Consider the following 18,227-nt stretch of genomic DNA (forward strand, 5'->3'; position numbering starts at 1 on the left):
AGGGCGTGGCAGTGTTACGGGGAGAACAACTGTAGTGATTGACCGACCAACGGAGTCCCCGTGTCGCTGCCACCCCTGGTCGAGCCCGCTTCCGAGCTCACCGTAGACGAGGTTCGCAGGTACTCCCGCCACCTGATCATCCCCGACGTGGGGATGGACGGGCAGAAGCGGCTGAAGAACGCCAAGGTGCTCTGCGTGGGCGCCGGCGGCCTGGGCTCGCCGGCGCTGATGTACCTGGCCGCGGCGGGCGTCGGGACGCTCGGCATCGTGGAGTTCGACGAGGTCGACGAGTCGAACCTGCAGCGCCAGATCATTCACAGCCAGGCCGACATCGGCCGCTCCAAGGCCGCGTCCGCGCGCGACTCCGTTCTCGGCATCAACCCGTACGTGAACGTGATCCTCCACGAAGAGCGGCTCGAGGCCGAGAACGTGAAGGAGATCTTCAGCCAGTACGACCTGATCGTCGACGGCACGGACAACTTCGCGACCCGCTACCTGGTCAACGACGCGGCCGTGCTGCTGAACAAGCCGTACGTCTGGGGCTCGATCTACCGCTTCGACGGCCAGGCCTCCGTCTTCTGGGCCGAGCACGGCCCCTGCTACCGCTGCCTCTACCCGGAGCCCCCGCCGCCGGGCATGGTCCCCTCCTGCGCCGAGGGCGGCGTCCTCGGGGTGCTGTGCGCGTCCATCGGTTCCATCCAGGTCAACGAGGCCATCAAGCTTCTCGCGGGCATCGGTGAGCCGCTCGTCGGCCGCCTGATGATCTACGACGCCCTGGAGATGCAGTACCGCCAGGTCAAGGTCCGCAAGGACCCGAACTGCGCGGTCTGCGGCGAGAACCCCACCGTCACCGAGCTCATCGACTACGAGGCCTTCTGCGGCGTTGTCTCCGAGGAGGCCCAGGAGGCGGCCGCCGGCTCGACGATCACTCCCAAGCAGCTCAAGGAGTGGATCGACGACGGCGAGAACATCGAGATCATCGATGTCCGCGAGATCAACGAGTACGAGATCGTCTCCATCCCGGGCGCCAAGCTGATCCCGAAGAACGAGTTCCTCATGGGCACTGCCCTGGAGGCCCTCCCGCAGGACAAGAAGATCGTCCTGCACTGCAAGACGGGCGTCCGCAGTGCGGAAGTCCTCGCGGTCCTGAAGTCGGCGGGCTTCGCCGACGCGGTGCACGTCGGCGGTGGCGTGATCGGCTGGGTCAACCAGATCGAGCCGAACAAGCCGGTCTACTAGGCACACGCCTTCCAGGGAGGGGCTCGGCGCCACGGGTGCCGGGCCCCTCACCGCTGCCGCCCCCCTCGGCTCGAGTCGGCGGCCGTGACGGTCTACGCGCAGACCTTGCCGTCCTTCGGCACCGTCCCGTCCAGCAGATACGCGTTCACCGTCGAGTCGACACAGCTGCTGCCGCTGCCGTACGCGCCATGCCCCTCGCCCTTCCAGGTGAGCATCACACCGACACCTTCGCCCAGTTCCCCGGCCATCTTCCGCGCCCCCTCGTAGGGCGTCGCCGGATCGCCGGTGTTGCCCACCACGAGGACGGGCGCCGCTCCCGGTGCGCTCACCTCCGGTGAGTCCGTCAGGCCCGGCACCGGCCAGTCGTGGCACCAGCCTGCGGTGTCCCAGCCCAGGAATTCGCCGAAGACGGGGGAGATCTCCCGGAACTCGGGCAGCAGCTTCTTCGTCTCCTCCGGACTCGGCCGCTGCTTCTGGTCCAGGCACGATATGACCCGTTGGGAGTGGGTCGTGGTGCCGTAGCGGCCCGACGGATCACGCTCGTTGTATCCGTCGGCCAGTGCGAGCAGCTCGGTGCCGTCGCCGTCCTCGGCCGCGTCGAGCGCACTGGTCAGCGTGGGCCAGCTCTGCTCGCTGTAGAGCGGCAGGACGATGCCGGTGGTCGCCAGCGTCTGGGTGAGCTCGCGGCCGGACGTCGTCGCCAGCGGCTCGGCGTCGATCCGCTCCAGCAACTCCTCGATCTTCCGGGTGCCCTCCTCGGGGTCCTGGCCGGTGGACTTCAGGTAGTTGTCGAGAGCGCGCTGGAAGCCCAGGGCCTGGTTCTTCGCGTGGCCCACCGTGTCGGCGGTCGGGTCGACCACCGCGTCCAGGACCAGGTGTCCCACGTTCTCGGGGAACAGGTGGGCGTAGACGCCGCCGAGTTCGGTGCCGTAGGAGATGCCGAAGTAGTGCGTCCTCTCGTCGCCGAGGGCCTGGCGCATGAGGTCCATGTCGCGGGCGGTCTCGGTGGTCGACACATGCGACAGCAGCTTGCCCGCGGCCTTCTCACAGCCCGCGCCGAAGGCGGTCGCGTCCTTGAAGAAGGCCGTCTCCTCGGTCACGTCGTCCGGTGTGGCGTCCACCGACTCGCCCGCCTGGATCTCCTTGTCGCTTCGACAGCGCACCCCCTCGCTCGCGGCCACCCCGCGAGGGTCCCAGCTCACCAGGTCGTACCGCTCGTGCAGTTCGCTCGTGAGTCCCGCGTACGACGGCAGCGTGGACACGCCGGAGCCGCCGGGCCCGCCGAAGTTGAACAGGAGGGAGCCGATACGTTCGTCGGCGTCGCCGGTCGCCCTGCTGCGGATCAGCGCGAGCCCGATCGTCCCGTCGTCCGGGTTCGCGTAGTCCAGCGGCACCTTCAGCGTCGCGCACTGCCAGTCGTCGCCCGGTGCCGGGCCCTCCGAAGTCGCCTTGCAGCGCCCCCAGCCGAGCTTCTGGGGCGCCGGTGAGGAGGCCGAGGCCTTTCCGTCGTCCGCCTCCTCACCCGCCCGGTCGTCACTGCCGCCGCTACAGCCGGCGATCAGCAGCACGGCTGCGGCCACAGCCGCCCCCCGTGAAAATCGCGCCATGCGTACGTCCCCCTCTCGCGATACCGTCCGCCGGATGTCCCGAATGGCGGTCATGCCATGGTATGCGGATTGCAGTGAATGCCGAGATTGCCTGTGGATAACGTTCTGACCTGCACTTTTATGAGCAGACCGTGCCGGCCTTCGGCACCCTCCCCCTCAGCAGGTAACCGTCCACGGCCGTCTGGACGCACGCATTCCCGCTGTTGTACGCACCGTGCCCCTGGCCCTTGTATGTCAGCTCGATCCCGACGCCCGCCCCGAGCGCCTCCATCATTTTCCGCGCGCCCGCGTACGGTGTGGCCGGGTCGCCCGTGTTGCCGATGACGAGGATCGGCGCCGAGCCCGGGGCGCGCACGTCGGGATGGTCGGCCGCGCCGGGGACCGCCCAGTCGGTGCAGGTGAGCAACTGCCAGGCGAGCCATTCGCCGAAGACGGGCGAGGCCGCCCGGAACTCGGCCAGCTTCGCCTCCACGTCCTGTGTGGTGTAGCGCGGCTTGTCGTCCGAGCAGCTGATGGAGACGTGCGCCGCGGCGGCGTTGCTGTACTCGCCGTTCTCGCTGCGCCCGTTCAGCGAGTCGGACAGCAGCATCAGCAGGCTGCCGTCCCCGTCGTACGCCATCTGGAGGCCCTCCGTCAGATACGGCCAGAGGTCCTGGGAGTACAGGGCCTGGGCGATCCCTTTCGTGGCCGAGGACTGGGTCAGGTCGCGGCGGAAGGTTCCCGTGATCGGCCTGGCGTCGAGGTCGTCGAGCAGCTTGGTGATCCGGTTCTTGACGTCCTGCTCGGTGTCGCCGACCGGGCAGTCCTCCTCCTTCGACACGCAGTCCCGTGCGTAGTTGTCGAGCGCCAGTTGGAACCCCTTGGCCTGTCCGAGCGAGCCCCGATCGTCCGTCTGTGTCGGGTCGACGACCGCGTCGAACACCGCCCGTCCCACGTTCTTGGGGAACAGATGGGCGTAGACGCCGCCGAGTTCGGTGCCGTAGGAGATGCCGAAGTAGTGGAGCTTGTCGTCGCCGAGGACCTGCCGCATGAGGTCCAGGTCGCGGGCCGCGTCCGTGGTGCGGACGTAGGGGAGGGTCTTGCCGGAGTTCTTCTCGCAGGCGGAGTTGAACGCCTTCGTGTGGTCGAGGAACTCCTTCCGCTCGGCCGCGTCGTCCGGTGTCCCGTCCTGTTGGAAGTACTCGTCGAGTTCCTCGTCGTCCTCGCACTCGATGCCGGCGCTGCGGCCGACGCCACGCGGATCGAAGCTCACCAGGTCGTAGCGGGTGCGCAGTTTCGCGTAGTCCGCACCGGAGGAGGGGAGCGCCTTGACGCCCGAGCCGCCGGGGCCGCCGAAGTTGAAGACGAGCGAGCCGATGCGCTGGTCGGCGGCGCCGCCGGCCCTGGCCCGGATCAGCGCGATGGGGATGGTGTCGCCCCTGGGCTCGTCCCAGTCGAGGGGCGCCCGCATGGTCGCGCACTGCCAGACGTCGCCGTCCGGCAGCGGTGAGGGCGCGGCGCCGCCGCCCTCGGATTCGGAGGGTGCCTCGCAGGTCTCCCAGCTCAGCTTCTGGGAGGTCAGGTCCTCGTCGTCCCCCTTGGCGTCGTCGCCACAGCCGGCCGCCGACAGAGACAGCAGGACGGCGATCGCGGTCACGGCAACGGCACGCGGCCGGGGCGGGGTGGGCATGCACCCATCCTGGAGCCGCCCGGGTCGGCGCGCTCGGGACGCGGGCCGTGCGGGTGAGGCACGGCACCCGCGCGCAGCCCCGGGGTGAGTTCGGAAAAGGGGACCCACGCGCGCGTGGACCTGCCTAGAGAGCGCCCTTTCGGGACAGTTGGTTGAAGGCCAGCCACCCCGGCAGTACGGGCAGCCACAGCGTCAGCAGTCGGAACAGCAGCACCGCAGGCGCGGCGACCTCCAAAGGGAGCCCCACGGCGGTCAGACCGAAGGTCAGGGTGGCCTCGACGGCGCCCACACCACCTGGGGTCGGCGCTGCGGACCCCAGTGCGTTGCCGGCGAGGAAAACGACGGCGATGCTGGCGATGCTGATCGAGGCCGCGTCGTTGCCGAAGGCGCGGATCGAGGCGTCCAGGCAGAGCACGAAACAGCCGGTGAGCAGCAGCATGCCGCCGATTCCGGTGATCAGCTTCTGCGGCCGTTGCAGGATGTCGAGCATGCGCGGTACGACACCGGCGAAGAGTGACCGCACGCGCGTGACGACGAATTTGCGCAGGAACGGGATCGACGTCACGACCAGAACGAGCACCGCGACCGTCAACAGGCCCGCGATGACGGTACGCGACGGCGACAGGGACGGTGTCTTCTCGGTGCCGGTCAGATAGCCGAAGGCGAGCAGCATCAGGATGTGGCAGCCGAGCCCGAAGAGTTGCGACGCGCCGACACTCGCCACCGCGAGCCCCGGACGCACACCCGCACGCTGCAGGAAGCGTGTGTTGAGTGCCACACCGCCCACCGCGGCCGGCGCCACGATCTTCACGAACGATCCCGCGACCTGTGCCGCCACGGTTCGCAGGAACGGCACCCGCTCCGGCACGAAGCCCAGCAGGCTCATCGCCGCAGCCACGTAGCTCAGCGCCGAGAAGAACACGGCCGCGGCGACCCAGCCCCACTCCGCGTTCTCGATGAGTGGCCCGAACTCGGTGTGGGTGAGCTGGGTCAGCAGGAAGTACGCACCGATCGCACCGGCGATGAGACTGATCAGGGTGCGCGGCTTGACCCGCTCCAGCCGGGCCGGTTCGACCGGTGCCTGGGGCCTTATCAGGAGCACCTGGTGGCGGATCTGGGTGAGCAGGTCCTCCTCGCGGGCCTCCTCCAGGGCCTCGTCGATCGCTCGCTTCTCGGCCCGCTGCTCGGCCCGTACGGCCTTTTTGTCGGCCTTGCCGGGCTCGGTGGCCTTGACGTGCTCCTCCGCGCGGGCCTGCTTGGCCAGGTGGGACGCCTCCAGGACCGCCTCGCGCTCGCGTTCGGCGCGCTCGCGGGCCAGTCTGCGCAGGGTCGCGCGCGTGGAGCGCGAGAGCGCGATGGGCTGCAGCATCGGCAGACAGTCGGCCACCGCGTCGGGGCCGAGCACGCTCACCGCCGAGGCCACGGCGCGTTCGGCGCCCACGCGCAGGCCCAATGTCGTCAGGAGTTGGGAGACGTCCATGCGGAGCACCAGGTCGCCGGCCGCGATCTCACCGACCCGCAGATCGGTCAGGATCACCATGCCGGAACGATCCACCAGGACCGCGTCGCCCACGAGCCTGCGGTGCGCGATGCGCCGTGACTGCAGTGCCTTCACCTGGTGCCAGGTGTCCGACATCAGCTCGTCGGTGACCTCGTCGTCCGCCAGGGAGTCCAGGGTGCGGCCGCCGGTGTGCTCGTAGACGAGCATCACGGCGTCCGGTCCGAGTTCGGAGGTCGCGATCAGCTTGGGTGCGTTGGCGCCGGCCGCGATGGCCGCGTACGCGAGCAGGGCCTCCTGTTCCAGCGCCTGGCGCAGTGACTGAAGGCTGCGGCGTGTGGTGATGCCGCGCAGCGTCAGCCGCCGCCAGACGCGGTAGAAGAAGCCCTGCGCCTGCTGTTCCCGGTCGACGACGGTGACGTCCAGGGGTGGACCGTCCTCCAAGGTCACGAAGTACCGGCGGCCCCGGTCACCGCCCTCCGCCGTGTCCGGGATCTCCTCACGGGCCGCGCTCACCGGTTTGAAGCCGACCCGCCTGAGGCCGGCCATCAGGGTCCGGCCGGTCGGGCGTACGTTCGGGGAGCCGACCGCGTACAGCGTCCCGTAGGCGACGGTCCAGCCGATCAACACCGTCAGGATGATCGAGAACGGTGTCGTGTAGCCGGTGACCAGCATCGAGAAGGCGTCCAGCAGCAGCACGATCCACAGCACGCCGCGCCAGCGCGGTCTGCGGGACATGCCGACGGCGGTCATGTAGGCGATGACCGGCGCGAGGTAGCCGTGCACGGGGTCGGTGAGGGCGTGGATGTCGCCGGGTGAGGGCTGGGTGAGCGCTTCCTGGATCGAGTCGGGGGCAGCCCTGGCGACCCACAGGTCTGTCGCCAGCGTCACTCCGTGTGCCAGGACCGCCGCGAGCACGCCGTCGGCGATGCGCAGCCCGTCCCGCTTGATCAGCCGCTCGATCGCGAAGGCGACCGGCACCAGCAGGATCGCGATGCTCGACCCGAGGCCCGCGAGCTTGATCAGAAGATCGGGCGCCTGCCCCGTGCCCTTGTTGATGTCCTGTTCGAGCCCGGAGGTGGTGCCGTGGGCGAACGCGGCGATCGCCAGCAGGACGATGATCCCGAGGACGCCGACGGCCAGCCGCATGAGGTCGGAAGGACGGTGCACGCGCGCGGGGAGCAACGGTTCGTCGCCCTCGACCTCCTCGGCGTGAGCCTCCTCAAGGTCGTCCTCGTCGCGCTCCTCCTGCCGCTTCTCGTTCTCGTGCGTCACGGGGGAGGCTGTTTCGGCCGCGGGCGGGGTGGTGCCGGATGTCTTTTTCGAGACGTTTTCGGTGCTCTTGTCGCCTTCCTCGGCGGTGTCCGGGCGCGAAGAGGCGCCAGACGTGCCCGCCGCGTCATCGGGGTGCACGCTCTGCTGCTTCATCGTCTCTTCTTGGTCTCGTATCACCAGTCACCGCCCGCACGATGGTGGCATGCCCGGTGGGCACACAGGGGCATCAGGGTGCAATGCGGGGGCGCACAGTCTGCCCGAAGACCGCCCCCGGGGCGAGGGACGCACGCGTCGGTCACCACGTCCCATTGTCGGTGGGGTGGGGCAGGATGGGGCGGATGAGCGAGGAGAGCCTTCCGGTGGACGCCCTGCCGGAGTACGCGGAGCGGGTCCTCGAGGTCACCGACCTGATCCCGCCTGGACGGGTCATGACATACGGGGACGTCGCCGAATGGCTGGGGGAGGGCGGCCCACGCCAGGTGGGCCGCGTGATGGCCCTCTACGGGGGCGCGGTCGCGTGGTGGCGGGTCGTCCGCGCCGACGGCGTCCTGCTGCCCGGCCACGAACTGAGAGCCCTGGACCGCTACCGCGCTGAGGGCACCCCCCTGCGCGAGGCGAGCCGCACCACCGAGGGCCATGTGCCGCGCGTCGACATGAGACGGGCACGCTGGGACGGCGGCGAACGTGCGGAGGGTCACACCTGACAGAGTCCGGTGTCCGACGGATCCCGGTGAGCCCCCTGGTCCGTACGGGGGAAACGGGGCACGTCGGTGGTATGCCGTACGTTCGATGGGCGAGGGACGCGCGTGCCGCGCGAGTCGGGAGGGAACAAGGGGAAGCCCTGCTTCCGTGCCACCGGTCGGCGTAGCGTCGGCTGAAGGTGTCCCTCTCACCCCGCGGCCACCGCTCTCGACGAGCGGCGGGCCTCGCACCCGTTTCCCGACCACCACCCCTTGACGACGGCGCACCGCCTCGGCAGTGACATCTCGCACACCCACCAGGACCGGCGAACCACGTGAGCTCCTCTTTCTCCACCAGGCGCCTGTCGCACCCCCAGGTGCGACAGGGGAGCCGTGGCGCTTACCGACTGGTGCGTACCCCACCGGCCCGAAGGGACCCCCCTCGTCTGGACGCCGAGCAGCGCGGCGTGGTTGACCACGGGGCCGGTCCCCTGCTGGTCCTCGCAGGTCCGGGCACCGGCAAGACGACCACTCTCGTCGAGTCCGTGGCGGCCCGCGTGGCCCGGGGGGCCGACCCCGCGCGCGTGCTCGTCCTGACCTTCAGCCGCAAGGCGGCCGTGGAGCTGCGCGATCGGATGGCGCTGCGCATGGGCGCCTCGCGCGCCCCGCAGGCCACCACCTTCCATTCGTTCTGCTACGCCCTGATCCGCGCCCACCAGGACAGCGACCTGTTCGTCGAACCACTGCGGCTGCTGTCCGGCCCCGAACAGGACGTGGCGGTCCGTGAACTGCTCGCGGGCCAGCCCGACCTGGAGCGCCTGGGCCTCGCACATGTGCGCTGGCCGGACGAGCTGCGCGCCTGCCTGACCACGCGAGGGTTCGCCGACGAGGTCCGCGCGGTCCTCGCCCGCAGCCGCGAGCTGGGCCTGGCCCCCGAGGACCTGCGGACCTTCGCCGCACGCATCGGCCGCCCGGACTGGCTCGCGGCCTCCGCCTTCCTCGCCGAGTACCTCGACGTCCTCGACCTGCAAGGAGTGCTCGACTACGCGGAACTGGTCCACCGGGCCGTGCTCCTCGCCGACCGCCCCGGTGTCGCCGAGCGGCTGGCCGCCCAGTACGACGCGGTCTACGTCGACGAGTACCAGGACACGGACCCCGCCCAGGTAAGGCTCCTGAGGGCCCTTGCGGGCGGCGGCCGCACCCTGGTGGCGCTCGGCGACCCGGACCAGTCGATCTACACCTTCCGGGGTGCCGACGTGAACGGCATCCTGGAGTTCCCGGCGGTCTTCCCGCGCGCGGACGGTCACCGGGCGCCGGTCGCGGTCCTCAGGAACTCCCGCCGCTCGGGAGCGGACCTGCTCGCCGCAACCCGTCTTCTCACGCAGCGCATGCCGCTCACCCGCCTCCCCGCCGAGAAGGTACGGGCCCACCGCGAGCTCAGGCCCGTACGGGACGGGGGGCGTGTCGAGGTCTACACGTACCCGACGTCGGGTACCGAGCTGGACAACATCGCGGACGTCCTGCGGCGGGCCCACCTGGAGGACGGCGTCCCCTGGAGCGAGATGGCCGTCCTGGTGCGCGCCGGCGCCCGCACGATCCCCTCGATCCGGCGCGCCCTCACCGCCGCGGGCGTCCCTCTGGAGATCGACGGCGACGACCTGCCCCTGCGCCACGAACCGGCCGTACAGCCCCTTCTGACGGCGCTGCGGACGGTGGCACGGGCGGAGCTGGGGGAGGCGGCCCCGGCAGCCTCGACCCAGGAGTCCGACGACTCGTCCGACAACCCCGGGGCGCAGCACTCGTGGCTGGGCACCGAGACCGCGCTCAACCTCCTCGCCTCCCCCCTCGCGGGCATGGACACCGCCGATCTGCGACGCCTCGGCCGCGCGCTGCGCGAGGAGGAGCGGGCCGGCGGCAACCCCGTGCCTCCGCCCTCGGACGAACTGCTGGCACGCGCGCTGGCGGAGCCCGAGCGACTGGTGGCGCACGACCCGGTGTACGCGCGGGGAGCGCAACGCCTGGGCGCGCTGCTGCGGAAGGCACGCGAGCGCCTCGCGGGCGGTGGTACGGCCGAGGAAGCGCTGTGGGAGCTGTGGGACGGAACACCGTGGCCCAGGCGCCTGGAGCGGGCCGCCAGGCGCGGTGGCGCGGCCGGGCGCAACGCGGACCGTGACCTCGACGCCGTGTGCGCGCTGTTCGCCACGGCGGCGCGCGCGGAGGAGCGCACCGGCGGCCTCGGCGCCCTCAACTTCCTGGCCGAGATCGAAGCCGAGGACATCGCCGCCGACACGCTCACCGGACGGGCCCTGCGTCCCGACGCCGTCCGCCTGATGACCGCGCACCGCTCCAAGGGACTGCAATGGCGCCTGGTCGTCGTCGCCGGTGTCCAGGAGGGCCTGTGGCCGGACCTGCGCCGTCGCGGCTCGCTCCTGGAGGCCGACCGCATCGGCCGCGACGGCCTCGCGGAGCCACTTACGCCGGGCGCGCTGCTGGCGGAGGAGCGACGTCTCTTCTACGTGGCCGCCACGCGCGCGCGTGAGCGCCTCGTCGTCACCGCGGTGAAGGCACCCGCCGACGACGGCGACCAGCCCTCCCGTTTCCTCTCAGAACTCGGCGTCGAGCCCAAGGACGTCACCGGCCGCCCCCGCCGCCCGCTGTCCGTGCCCTCCCTCGTCGCCGAACTGCGCGCCACGACGGTGGACCCGCGTGTGTCGGACCCCCTCCGCGAGGCCGCGGCCCTGCGCCTGGCCCGGCTGGCCGCGCTGAGCGACGAGGACGGCCGCCCGCTGGTGCCGTCGGCGCACCCGTACCGCTGGTGGGGCATGTTCGAGCCCACCGAGAGCAAGGTGCCGCTCAGGGACCGCGACCAGCCCGTCGTACTGTCCGGCAGCGCCCTCGACCAGCTCGCCAACACCTGCTCCCTGCAGTGGTTCCTGGGCCGCGAGGTGAAGGCCGACGCCCCCGCGACCGCCGCCCAGGGCTTCGGCAACGTCGTCCACGTCCTCGCCGACGAGGTCGCCTCCGGCCGGACCCCTGCCGACCTCGACGTCCTCATGGAGCGCCTCGACTCCGTGTGGAACGCGCTCGCCTTCGACGCGCCCTGGAAGTCGGAGCAGGAGAAGCAGCACGCGCGCGTGGCGCTCGAACGCTTCCTGAAGTGGCACGTCATGGACCGCACGGGGCGCGCCCCGGTGGCCAGCGAGCACGACTTCGACGTCACCCTCGAAGCAGGCGACTACGAGGTGCGCATCCGGGGCTCCATGGACCGGGTCGAGGCCGACACCGAGGGCCGCGCGTACGTCGTCGACTTCAAGACCGGCAAGCAGGCCGTGAGTTCCGCCGAGGTGACCCGCCACCCCCAGCTCGCCGTGTACCAGCTCGCGGTCCGTGAGGGGGCCGTCGACGAGCCCTTCGGCGGCGTACGCCCCGAACCGGGCGGCGCCGAACTCGTCCAGCTGCGACAGGGCGCCGCCAAGAAGAACGGCGGCGAGACCGTCCCCAAGGTGCAGGCCCAGGACCCCCTGGAGGGCGCGGCGGGGGAGTGGGTGGGGGACCTCCTGGCCACGGCCGCCGGCAAGGTCCTGGACGAACGCTTCTCCCCGACCGCGGGACAACACTGTGCACACTGCGCTTTCCGGGCATCGTGCAGCGCCCGGCCCGAGGGCCGTCACGTGGTCGAGTGAGCCTGCCCGAGGGGTGACCCGGCATCCGCTGTCAGTGCCCGGCGCTAGCCTCTCTGGAATGTCCGCCCGTATCAGCGATCCCGAGCAGCTCAAGGAGCTCCTCGGCATCCCGTTCACCCCGGAGCAGACGGCCTGCATCATCGCGCCGCCCGCCCCGCAGGTGATCGTGGCCGGAGCCGGGTCGGGCAAGACCACGGTGATGGCCGCGCGCGTGGTGTGGCTGGTCGGCACCGGACAGGTCGCCCCCGAACAGGTGCTCGGCCTGACGTTCACCAACAAGGCGGCCGGCGAACTCGCCGAGCGCGTACGCAAGGCCCTGGTGAAGGCGGGCATCACCGACCCGGACGTGATCGACCCGGACAACCCGCCGGGCGAGCCGGTCATCTCCACGTACCACGCCTTCGCGGGCCGCCTCCTGACCGACCACGGTCTGCGCATCGGCCTCGAACCCGCCTCCCGGCTCCTCGCCGACGCCACCCGCTATCAGCTCGCCGCACGCGTGCTCCGCGAGTCCCCCGGGCCGTACCCGGCACTGACCCGCTCCTTCCCGGACCTGGTCGGCGACCTGTTGACCCTCGACTCCGAACTTGCCGAGCACCTCGTACGACCGGAGGACCTGCGCGCGTACGACGCCGAACTGTTGCGCGAACTGGAGGGTGTGAACCTCACCAACGCGGACCTCCGCAAGGTGCCCGAGGCCGCCGCCGCCCGGCGTGAACTCACCGAGCTGGTGGGCCGCTACCGGGCGGCCAAGCGCGAGCGGGACCTTCTCGACTTCGGCGACCAGATCGCCCTGTCCGCCGGCCTCGCCGGGCTTCCCGAAGTGGGGCGCATCCTGCGGGACGAGTTCCGGGTCGTCCTGCTCGACGAGTACCAGGACACCTCGGTGGCCCAACGCGTCCTGCTGGCAGGCCTGTTCGGCAGCGGCACAGGCCACCCCGTGACCGCGGTCGGCGACCCCTGCCAGGCCATCTACGGCTGGCGCGGCGCCTCCGTCGCCAACCTCGACGACTTCCCGGAGCACTTCGCCCACCCCGACGGCCGCCGCGCGACCCGCCAGGCGCTCAGTGAGAACCGCCGCAGCGGCGGTCGGCTCCTCGACCTCGCCAACGGCCTAGCGGAACCCCTGCGGGCCATGCACGCGGGCGTGGAGGCCCTGCGGCCCGCGCCCGGCGCCGAACGCGACGGTGTGGTCCGCTGCGCCCTGCTGAACACCCACGCCGAGGAACTCGACTGGATCGCCGACTCGATCGCCCACCTCGTGCGCACCGGCAAGGAACCCGGCGAGATCGCGGTCCTGTGCCGGACGGCCACCGACTTCGCCGAGATCCAGGGCGCGCTCGTCGCCCGTGACATCCCGGTCGAGGTCGTCGGCCTCTCCGGACTGCTCCATCTCCCCGAGGTCGCCGACCTCGTCGCCGTCTGCGAGGTCCTCCAGGACCCCGGCGCCAACGCCTCCCTGGTCCGCCTCCTCACCGGCCCGCGCTGGCGGATCGGCCCGCGCGACCTCGCCCTCCTCGGGCGCCGGGCCAGGCTGCTCGTGTCCCACGCGCGCGTGGACGGCGACGACGACCCGGACCGTCGGCTCGCCGCCGCCGTCGAGGGCGTCGACCCGTCCGAGGTGATCTCGCTGGCGGACGCCCTGGACACGTTCCTGGAGCTGCCGCTCGAAGCCGAGGGGGAGGACGACGGGCTGCCGTTCTCGCCGGACGCGCGCGTCCGGTTCGCCCGGCTCGCAGCCGAACTGCGCGACCTGCGCCGCTCACTCGCCGACCCGCTCATGGACGTCCTCCACCGGGTGCTCGCCGTGACCGGACTGGAGGTGGAACTCTCCGCTTCCCCCCACGCGCTCGCCGCCCGCCGCCGCGAAACCCTGTCGAACTTCCTGGACACCGCTGCCTCGTTCGCCGCCAACAGCGCCGGCGAGGCCGGCCTGCTGGCCTTTCTCGGTTTCCTGCGCACAGCCGCCCAGTACGAGAAAGGCCTCGACAACGCCCTGCCGGGCGGTGAGAACACCGTCAAGGTGCTCACCGCCCACAGGTCCAAGGGCCTTGAGTGGGACGTCGTCGCCGTCCCCGGCCTGGTCACCGGCACCTTTCCCAGCACCCAGGGCCGCGAGAAGTGGACGGCGCAGGGCAAGGTCCTGCCACACGAGCTGCGCGGCGATGCCGACACCCTTCCCGATGTCGAGGCCTGGGACGCGCGCGGCCTGAAGGCCTTCCAGGAGGCCATGAAGGACCACCAGCACACCGAGGAACTCCGCCTCGGCTACGTCACGTTCACCCGCCCCCGTTCCCTGCTCCTCGGCTCCGGCCACTGGTGGGGCCCGTCCCAGAAGCGCCCGCGCGGGCCGTCCGACTTCCTCATGGCCCTGCACGACCACTGCGTCGCCGGACACGGCGAGATAGAGGCCTGGGCCGACCGGCCCGTGGAGGACGCCGAGAACCCCGCCCTCCACGTGACTGCGACCGACCACGCCTGGCCCCTCCCGCTCGACGCCACGGCTCTGCTGCGCCGCCGCGCCGCCGCCGCGACCGTACTGGCACACCTGGAGAGGGCCGCGTCGCACGAGGACACACAGCGGGGCGCCGCCCACGACACGGATCCCCACTCCTCCTGCGACCACCCGGACTGGCCGCCTCCGCCGGACGACGAAGAATCCCTCTACGAGGACGACGCCTTCCCGGACGACATCCCACACGACGACGAGGGCCTCCCGGCCGGCGTCCCCGGGGGGCTCCACGACGAGGACACCGGCGACTGGGACTCCTGGTCCTCGGACCGCCCCGCACGGGCCGCCCACGCGCGCGTGGAGCACTCCGCGCAGGACGAGCGCGCGCCTGCCGTGCCGCATGCCCGCAGGCACCCCGCCGCGTCCGGCCTCAGCCCCGAGGAAGCGCGCACCGTCGCCTCATGGGACCGCGACCTGGACGCGCTCACCGGAGAACTCATGCGGGCCCGCGCGAAGGTCACCGACGTACCCCTGCCCGCGTCGCTGACCGCCTCGCAGCTGATGCGTCTGGCCGCCGATCCGGACGGCTTCGCACAGGAGCTCGCCCGCCCCATGCCCCGCCCCCCGCAGCCCGCGGCGCGTCGCGGCACCCGTTTCCACGCCTGGGTCGAGGCCCGCTTCGAAGAGCTGCGACTGCCCATGCTGGAGCCCGAGGAACTGCCCGGCAGCGACGCCGAGATCGCCGACGAGCTGGACCTGGAGGCCCTCAAGGAAGCCTTCGAACGCACTCCGTACGCGCACCGCACGCCTCACCGCGTCGAGGAACCCTTCCAGCTCGGCATCGCCGGACGTGTCGTACGCGGCCGTATCGACGCCGTCTACCGGGAGAGGGACGGCGACGGGACGACGACGTACGAGATCGTCGACTGGAAGACCAGCCGCACTCGCACCGCCGACCCGCTCCAGCTCGCCATCTACCGGCTCGCCTGGGCCGAGCAGCAGGGCGTGCCCCTGGAGTCGGTCGGGGCGGCCTTCCTGTACGTCCGCACGGGGGACGTCGTACGGCCCGAGGGCCTCCCCGGCCGGGACGCACTGGAGCGGCTCCTCCTGGAGGAGCCCGGCGCCGACGGGAGATCCGATTCGGACACGGAGGGGCGGCAGACGTCGGCGCGCGGGGCCGGGGCGGTCACGGACGAACCGCCGGACGAGCATGCCGGTGCGGGCCGATAGGCTCGTGAGCATGAGCCAGCCCGTTGACAGCGACGTCAGCGTCGTCCGCACGTACATCGAGAACCACCGTGCCGCCTTCCTCGACGACCTCGTGGAGTGGTTGCGCATCCCGTCGGTGTCGGCCCAGCCCGAGCATGCGACGGACGTACGGCGCAGCGCCGACTGGCTGGCCGCCAAGCTCAAGGAGACAGGCTTCCCCACCGCCGAGGTCTGGGAGACGGCGGGCGCCCCCGCCGTCTTCGCGGAATGGCCCTCCGCGGACGCCGACGCCCCCACGGTCCTGGTCTACGGGCACCACGACGTGCAGCCCGCGGCCCTTGCGGACGGCTGGGAGACCGAGCCGTTCGAACCGGTGATCCGCGGAAACCGTCTCCACGCGCGCGGGGCGGCCGACGACAAGGGGCAGGTGTTCTTCCACACACTGGGTGTCCGCGCCCACCTCGCCGCCACCGGCCGGACCGCCCCCGCCGTCCACCTGAAGATGCTGATCGAGGGCGAGGAGGAGTCCGGCTCCCCGAACTTCCGCGCCCTCGTCGAGGAGCACACCGAGCGGCTCGCCGCCGACGTGGTCGTCGTCTCCGACACCGGCATGTGGGCCGAGGACACCCCCACCGTGTGCACCGGCATGCGCGGCCTGGCCGAGTGCGAGATCGAGCTGCACGGTCCCGACCAGGACATTCACTCCGGCTCCTTCGGCGGTGCCGTACCCAACCCGGCCACCGAGGTCGCCCGCCTCGTCGCAGCCCTGCATGACGACCACGCGCGCGTGGCGATACCCGGTTTCTACGACGGCATCAGGGAACTCACCGACCGCGAGCGGGAGCTCTTCGCCGAACTGCCCTTCGACGAGGAGCGGTGGCTGCGCACGGCCAGGTCGACGGCGGCACACGGCGAAGCCGGACACACCACCCTGGAGCGCGTCTGGGCCCGTCCGACCGCCGAGGTCAACGGCATCGGCGGCGGCTACCAGGGCGCGGGCAGCAAGACGATCATTCCGTCGTCGGCCATGGTGAAGCTGTCCTTCCGCCTGGTCGCCGGGCAGGACCCGGACCACATCCAGAAGGCTGTCACCGCCTGGGCCGCCGAGCGGATCCCCGCCTGGATCCGCTACGAGATCACGTTCAGCGGATCCACCCGCCCCTGCCTGACACCTCTGGACCACCCGGCACTGCGATCGCTCGTACGAGCCATGGGCCGCGCCTTCCAGCAGCCGGTCCGCTACACGCGCGAGGGCGGCTCCGGTCCCGCCGCCGACCTCCAGGAAGTCCTCGGCGCACCCGTGCTCTTCCTGGGCATCTCCGTCCCCTCCGACGGCTGGCACGCACCCGACGAGAAGGTCGAACTCGATCTGCTCCTCAAAGGCGTCGAGACCAGCGCGTACCTCTGGGGCGAACTGGCCCGAAGCCCCCGCGAGGCACACTGAAGAAGGCCCCGCACACCCCAGCCGGCCCGCCCGCCGCCCGCCCCGCCGAACCACCCGCCCAATCATCCGTTTCACCGGGGGAGTTGGAAGCACCCGTGACCACCTGGACCGACCACACCGCTGACCGACCCATCGCGCTCACCGCCCCCAGCGGCATCGACCGGGCCGCCCACCACCGGCTCGACGAGGCCTGGCTCGCTGCGGCGTGGAGCCACCCCACGACCCGCTGCTTCGTGGTCTCCGGCGGTCAGGTCCTCATCGACGAGACCTCGGACGGCACCACCGAACTCGTCATGACCCCCTCCTTCGAGGCCCCGCTCACCGAGGCGCACCGCTACTTCCTGGGCACCGACGCCGACGGTGTGAGCTATTTCGCACTCCAGAAGGACGCGCTCCCCGGCCGCATGGACCAGTCCGCCCGCCCGGCAGGACTGCGCGAGGCGGGCATGCTGCTGTCGCCACGTGACACAGGCCTCATGGTGCACGCGGTCGGCCTGGAGAACTGGCAGCGCACCCACCGCTTCTGCTCCCGCTGCGGCGAGCGCACGGTCATCGCGGCGGCCGGCCACATCCGCCGCTGCCAGGCCTGTGGCGCCGAGCACTACCCGCGCACCGACCCTGCGGTGATCATGGCCGTCACGGACGAAGAGGACCGCATCCTGCTCGGGCGCCAAATGCACTGGCCCGAGGGACGCTTCTCCACCCTGGCGGGCTTCGTCGAGCCCGGCGAGTCCATCGAGCAGTCCGTGCGGCGCGAGGTCCACGAGGAGGTCGGCATCAGCATCGGCCAGGTCGAGTACATCGCCAGCCAGCCCTGGCCCTTCCCCTCCAGCCTCATGCTGGGCTTCATGGCCCGCGCAACCTCGACGACCGTGAACGTCGACGGCGACGAGATCCACGAGGCCCGCTGGTTCTCCCGGGAAGAGCTGCGGGCCGCGTTCGAGTCCGGAGAGGTCCTGCCTCCCTACGGCATCTCGATCGCGGCCCGACTGATCGAACTCTGGTACGGCAAGCCCCTGCCGACGCGAAGTCACATCGGCTAGGACTCGTCCGTGGCTACGCGCCTATCTTCTGCTTGACCTGCGCCAGCGAGGGGTTCGTGAGCGTCGAACCGTCCGGGAAGAGGACGGTGGGAACCGTCTGGTTCCCACCGTTAGCCTTCTCCACGAAAGCGGCGGAGTCCGGGTCATGCTCGATGTTGATCTCGTTGTACGTGATGCCCTCGCGCTCCATCTGGCTCTTCAGCCGACGGCAGTAGCCGCACCACGTGGTGCTGTACATCGTCACAGTGCCCGGCATGTCCCTGGCGCTCCTTCACGGTCTGAGGGGTCGTGCTCGCAGTGAGTGGAACGTACGCGACAGGCGCGCCATTCCCTTACGCGGGTGGCGTCCACCACCCGCGTAAGGGAATGGCGGGCCGTGCGCCGCACCGCAACGCAGAGTGCGTACCGCCCCGCAGCAGAGCGCGTGG

10 protein-coding genes are annotated in these 18,227 nt (G+C 71.2%); 6 read left to right on the forward strand and 4 right to left on the reverse strand.

The genetic code is table 11. The features are described from left to right. Positions 1–60: 60 nt before the first annotated feature. Positions 61–1,239 (forward strand): adenylyltransferase/sulfurtransferase MoeZ, encoded by a 1,179-nt coding sequence (gene moeZ / locus OG858_RS30370; RefSeq protein WP_086747256.1) that lies wholly within the window; start codon positions 61–63, stop codon positions 1,237–1,239. A 92-nt stretch (positions 1,240–1,331) separates the two neighbouring features. Here moeZ and OG858_RS30375 read toward each other — a convergent pair whose 3' ends face one another. The 3 genes from OG858_RS30375 to OG858_RS30385 form a co-directional block, all read right to left on the reverse strand. Next, positions 1,332–2,846: an alpha/beta hydrolase gene (locus OG858_RS30375; RefSeq protein ID WP_327724851.1), complete on the reverse strand. Its 1,515-nt coding sequence runs from the start codon at positions 2,844–2,846 to the stop codon at positions 1,332–1,334. Between the two features lie 118 nt (positions 2,847–2,964). Then, positions 2,965–4,515, reverse strand: coding sequence for an alpha/beta hydrolase (locus OG858_RS30380; RefSeq protein WP_319319482.1), 1,551 nt, complete (start codon positions 4,513–4,515; stop codon positions 2,965–2,967). A gap of 124 nt (positions 4,516–4,639) precedes the next feature. Further along, positions 4,640–7,441, reverse strand: coding sequence for a lysylphosphatidylglycerol synthase transmembrane domain-containing protein (locus tag OG858_RS30385; protein ID WP_179200864.1), 2,802 nt, complete (start codon positions 7,439–7,441; stop codon positions 4,640–4,642). Between the two features lie 185 nt (positions 7,442–7,626). Between OG858_RS30385 and OG858_RS30390 the strand changes: the two genes are divergently transcribed. From OG858_RS30390 to nudC, 5 genes are all read left to right on the forward strand, one after another. Continuing rightward, entirely contained in the window at positions 7,627–7,992 is a 366-nt protein-coding gene (locus OG858_RS30390) for an MGMT family protein (protein WP_306300430.1), read from the forward strand. A 311-nt stretch (positions 7,993–8,303) separates the two neighbouring features. Beyond that, a complete protein-coding gene (locus tag OG858_RS30395; protein ID WP_319066532.1) occupies positions 8,304–11,651 on the forward strand; it encodes an ATP-dependent helicase in 3,348 nt (1,115 codons plus the stop codon). Positions 11,652–11,709: 58 nt separating this feature from the next. Then, positions 11,710–15,333: an ATP-dependent helicase gene (locus tag OG858_RS30400; RefSeq protein WP_319066533.1), complete on the forward strand. Its 3,624-nt coding sequence runs from the start codon at positions 11,710–11,712 to the stop codon at positions 15,331–15,333. A gap of 10 nt (positions 15,334–15,343) precedes the next feature. After that, complete coding sequence (locus OG858_RS30405) at positions 15,344–16,756, forward strand: dipeptidase (protein WP_327744939.1); 1,413 nt, start codon at positions 15,344–15,346, stop codon at positions 16,754–16,756. 95 nt (positions 16,757–16,851) lie between these two features. Continuing rightward, positions 16,852–17,799, forward strand: coding sequence for an NAD(+) diphosphatase (nudC, locus tag OG858_RS30410; RefSeq protein WP_319066534.1), 948 nt, complete (start codon positions 16,852–16,854; stop codon positions 17,797–17,799). Between the two features lie 13 nt (positions 17,800–17,812). On the opposite strand, the gene OG858_RS30415 is transcribed toward nudC, so the two are convergent. After that, positions 17,813–18,055 (reverse strand): mycoredoxin, encoded by a 243-nt coding sequence (locus OG858_RS30415; protein WP_046704456.1) that lies wholly within the window; start codon positions 18,053–18,055, stop codon positions 17,813–17,815. Positions 18,056–18,227: the final 172 nt, after the last annotated feature.

The sequence above is a fragment of the Streptomyces europaeiscabiei genome (assembly GCF_036346855.1).
GTDB classification, from domain to species: domain Bacteria; phylum Actinomycetota; class Actinomycetes; order Streptomycetales; family Streptomycetaceae; genus Streptomyces; species Streptomyces europaeiscabiei.